Origin of the sequence: Capsulimonas sp. (assembly GCF_039929585.1) — a bacterium.
GTDB lineage: Bacteria > Armatimonadota > Armatimonadia > Armatimonadales > Capsulimonadaceae > Capsulimonas.
Map to the genome: position 1 here is coordinate 1 of NZ_JBDSQY010000182.1, position 3,835 is coordinate 3,835.

Genomic DNA, 3,835 nt, shown 5'->3' on the forward strand with positions numbered 1-3,835 from the left:
GCACACAACTAGCAGAGAGGATGCGTCCAGAACCCGATGCATGCTATACTAATAGATGCCTTTCAATGCGAAGCACGACTCGATTGAACCCGCAAAGGAACAGCGGCCATCGCTCGATTGGCGGCAAGTCGCCGTACGATACGCCGGGGTCATCACAAGCGTCGTTGTCGCCGTCCTGGTACGCCTTCCCTTCCATGCCGCTCTCGACGGCAAAGCGCCGTTCTTCACCTTTCTGCCTGCCATCGTCTACAGCGCCTGGCTGCTGGGCTGGACCGGCGGACTTCTGTCCACCACGCTCTCCGTGGCCATTGCATTTCAGTTTATCTTTCTCTCAACCTCACATCACAACGTCCTCAGCGAGGCGGACCGAACTTCGCTGTTCGTATTTGTCGCTATCAGCATCGCAATCTCCGCGATGGGCCATGCGCAGCACAGCGCGCGCAAGCGCACGGAACAGAGCGAGGCGCTGAAATCGACCATCCTCGAAGTGGCGCTGGATGGGATCATCACCTACAGCGCCGACGGGCGCATCACCGAGTTCAATCCAGCGGCGGAGCGCATCTTCGGTTACACGCGTTCGGAAGCGCTGGGACGCCTCGTGGAGGAACTGATCATTCCCCCATCGCGCCGCCGCCTGGGGCGCCTTGGGTTTGACCACTATGAGAGTGATGGCGGCTCAGCCATCTTCGGACGACGGATTGAAGTCGAAGCCCTGCGCAAGGACGGCGATGAGTTTCCCATCGAGCTGGCGGTTATATCAATGGCGGAGAGGGCGGGATTTGTCGCTTATTTCTCCGACATCAGCGAGCGCAAGCGAGCTGAGCGAGAGGCCGCCGCCGCGTTCCGGCGCGAAACGATTCTCAATCGCGTCAGCCAGGCGATCCGGCTGACATCCGATCCCCGTGAAGTCCAGGAGATCGCTTTAGAAGCGATGGCGGAAGCGCTCGGCGTGGATCGATGTCTTTCGATCGCGCTGGACAAAGAGCGGGACTTGGTAAGTTTTGTCGCCGAATGGCGCCGCCCAAACCTCCCCAGTCTTCTGGGCGAATATTCTCTCGCCGCATTCGATGTCGATCTGGACGAGATATTCCCAGCTTCCGCGCCCAATGCCGTTTCGGACATTCGCAGTGGGCCGTTCTCACAAAAATCCATCGACATTTTGAGCGAAATGGGTATCCGGGCGCTCCTGGATGTTCCGATGGCCACCGAAGGCAAAGTCGTCGCGGTGCTTGGCGTGCACATGGCCGAAGAGCCCCGTGATTGGAAGCCGGAGGAGATTTTGTTCGTGGAAGCGGTCGCCGCGCAGATGCGCTCGATCGCCGAAGCGGCGCGGCTGCTGACGGGCATACAGGCGCGCGCCGAGCGCGAGGCGCTCATCAATCGGATCGGAGGGGCGATCCGCGCCGCTGTCGATCCCGCCCAAATTCAGGAAATCGCTGTCCGCCACCTCGGCGAAGCGCTCGGCGTGGATCGCTGTTACTTCGCCATCTATGATCTGGCGAACGACCAAGTAACGGTCGCGAGCGAATGGCGGCGGGAAGATTTGCCGGCGATCAAAGGGGTGCATCCCTTTACCAATACCGCCGAGATGTTCCAGGAGCTTTACCGGAGCACGCCGACATCCGTTATTCCCGACGCCCGCAATTCCTCTCTCTCGGCGCAGACCCGCGAAAATATGGCGGCCCTGCGCCTGCGCTCAAGAGTCTCCGTCGCTCTGTACGAAACGGAGACTTCGATGGCGACCCTGACGGCCGCCATGGCGGATGTTCGGCGCGACTGGACACAGGATGAGGTGACGCTGATCGAGGCGGTGGCGACACAAACCCGTTCGGCCGTGGAAATGGCGCGCGTACAGCAGCGCGAGCATCTGATCGCGGAACAGCTCCAGGCTGCCCTGCAGCCGCGTCCGCCAAGCAGCGTGGCGGGTCTGGACATCCGGATGCACTACAAACCGGCGCTGGACGAAGCAGGGGTCGGCGGCGATTTCTACGATGTCTTTTCCGCCGCTCCCGGCATCACCTTCCTGATCGTCGGCGATTTGAGCGGCAAGGGACTGGCGGCGGCTTCTCAGGTAGCGACGGTGCGTAACATGCTGCGCTTCGCGCTTTACAACGAAAGCGCGCTAAGTGCGGCGGTGTCGAGCGTCAGCCGCACGCTGTCGGAAAACGATCTGCTCACGGGATTCGCCACGCTGTTCGTCGGCCGCTGGGACGCGCGCACGCGAACGCTGTGCTATGTGAATTGCGGCCAGGAGCCGGGCCTTATCCGCCGGGTCGACGGCGAGATTACGGAGCTGTCCCCGACCGGCCCGGTGTTGGGGATGTACGACGGAGGCGTATTCGAGGAGCGCGCCGTGCGGTTAGAGAGAGGAGACGTATTGGCTGTATTTACGGACGGATTGACCGAAGTCGGGCCGACGCGCTCGGAGATGCTCGGTGTTTCCGGAGTAAGCGCCCTGCTTCAAGGCTCGAAGCTGACTGGCGATTCGGAAGCGCTGGTCCGCAGCCTCATCGACGAAGTCAACGCCTTCGCTCGGGGCGGGGTCCGCGACGACCAGTGCCTGCTGGTGGGAGCGATTGAATCATGACAATCGACCCCATATCCTCTCCCTCCCCACGCCCGGGCACGCCAAAGTATCTGATCCCGTGGATCATGCCCCTCTTCGTGCTGGCGATCGCCTACAGCCTGCTTGGTCTTTCGCTCACGGAGAAGATGTCACATTCAGAGCTGATGCAGCGCTGCGTGCTGATGGACCCCGACCGCGCCCGGATTTGGAGCGTCGGCAACATCGAGATCGGATTGGCCTACTTCGGCGTTTTCTTCGGGATGGTGTATTACTTCCTGAGGATGTACTCCAAGAGCCGTCAGCACCTTTGGGATCTTAGTCTCGCACTGCTGTACCTTATTGGATCGTTCACACTCGATTACATTTGCGTCCAGGCGTTTCATCCATTCGTTGCGCTTCTGATCGGCGACGCCGCCATCATGACCTTCACGGTAATGGTGTCGCGTCAAGCGTGGTTCCAGCGTCTCCTGGGCGTATTCGTGCCGATTATCTTCCTGACGTGCGGCGTCGGCCACTTCCTTGAAGGTCTTTCCTACTGGCATTTGACTTACGACGTCAACACGCCGTGGACAATGGTGACCGCCGACATCGGCTTCGCGGTCCTGGTCAACGCGAGCCGCTTCCCGGCGTTCATCCGGGGCGAGGACGTGGTCGCTGAACTGGCGGTCGTAAAGACCCGGGCCGAGGAACTGCAGATCGAGATTGACGCACGACGCGAAGCCGAGGAAGCGCGCGCCAAATCCGAAAAGCTGCGCGAGGCCGCCGAAGCCCGCATGCGCACCTTTCTCTCCGACGTGCTCGCCAGCGTCACTGAAGGCAAGCTGCGTTTGGTCGATTCTCCTTCCGGGCTGCCCCCCAGGCTTCCACAGATTGGCGATCCCATCCCGCTCGTGATTTCCCACGACATGCGCACCCTGCGCGACGCCGCCAAACACGCCGCGCTGGCCTTGTCCTTTCCCGACCTGCGCTGGCAAAATCTCATCACCGCCGCCTCCGAAGCAGCCATGAACGCCATCGTTCACGCCGGCGGCGGATCATCCTATGTCGGCTCGGTCCCCTCCGGAACCGTACAAGTTTGGATCGAGGACACCGGCAAAGGAATCGATATGGATAACCTCCCCCGCGCCACCCTGGAGCGCGGCTGGACAACCGCCGGCAGTCTCGGCCACGGCTTCTGGCTGATGCTGCAAACCGTGGACCGCGTGTATCTTTTGACCGGCCCGATGGGTACGACGTTAGTGCTGGAGCAGGACACCGTCGCGCCGCTGC

General features: G+C 61.4%; 2 protein-coding genes. Both read left to right on the forward strand.

Translation table 11 applies throughout. The annotated features are described in order from the left end of the window. The first annotated feature begins 55 nt into the window (after positions 1–55). Positions 56–2,587, forward strand: a complete 2,532-nt coding sequence (locus tag ABIZ35_RS13175) for a SpoIIE family protein phosphatase (protein ID WP_348220371.1) — start codon at positions 56–58, stop codon at positions 2,585–2,587. After that, a partial coding sequence (locus ABIZ35_RS13180; RefSeq protein ID WP_348220372.1) for an ATP-binding protein occupies positions 2,584–3,835 on the forward strand: 1,252 nt, incomplete at its 3' end. The genes ABIZ35_RS13175 and ABIZ35_RS13180, both read left to right, overlap by 4 nt.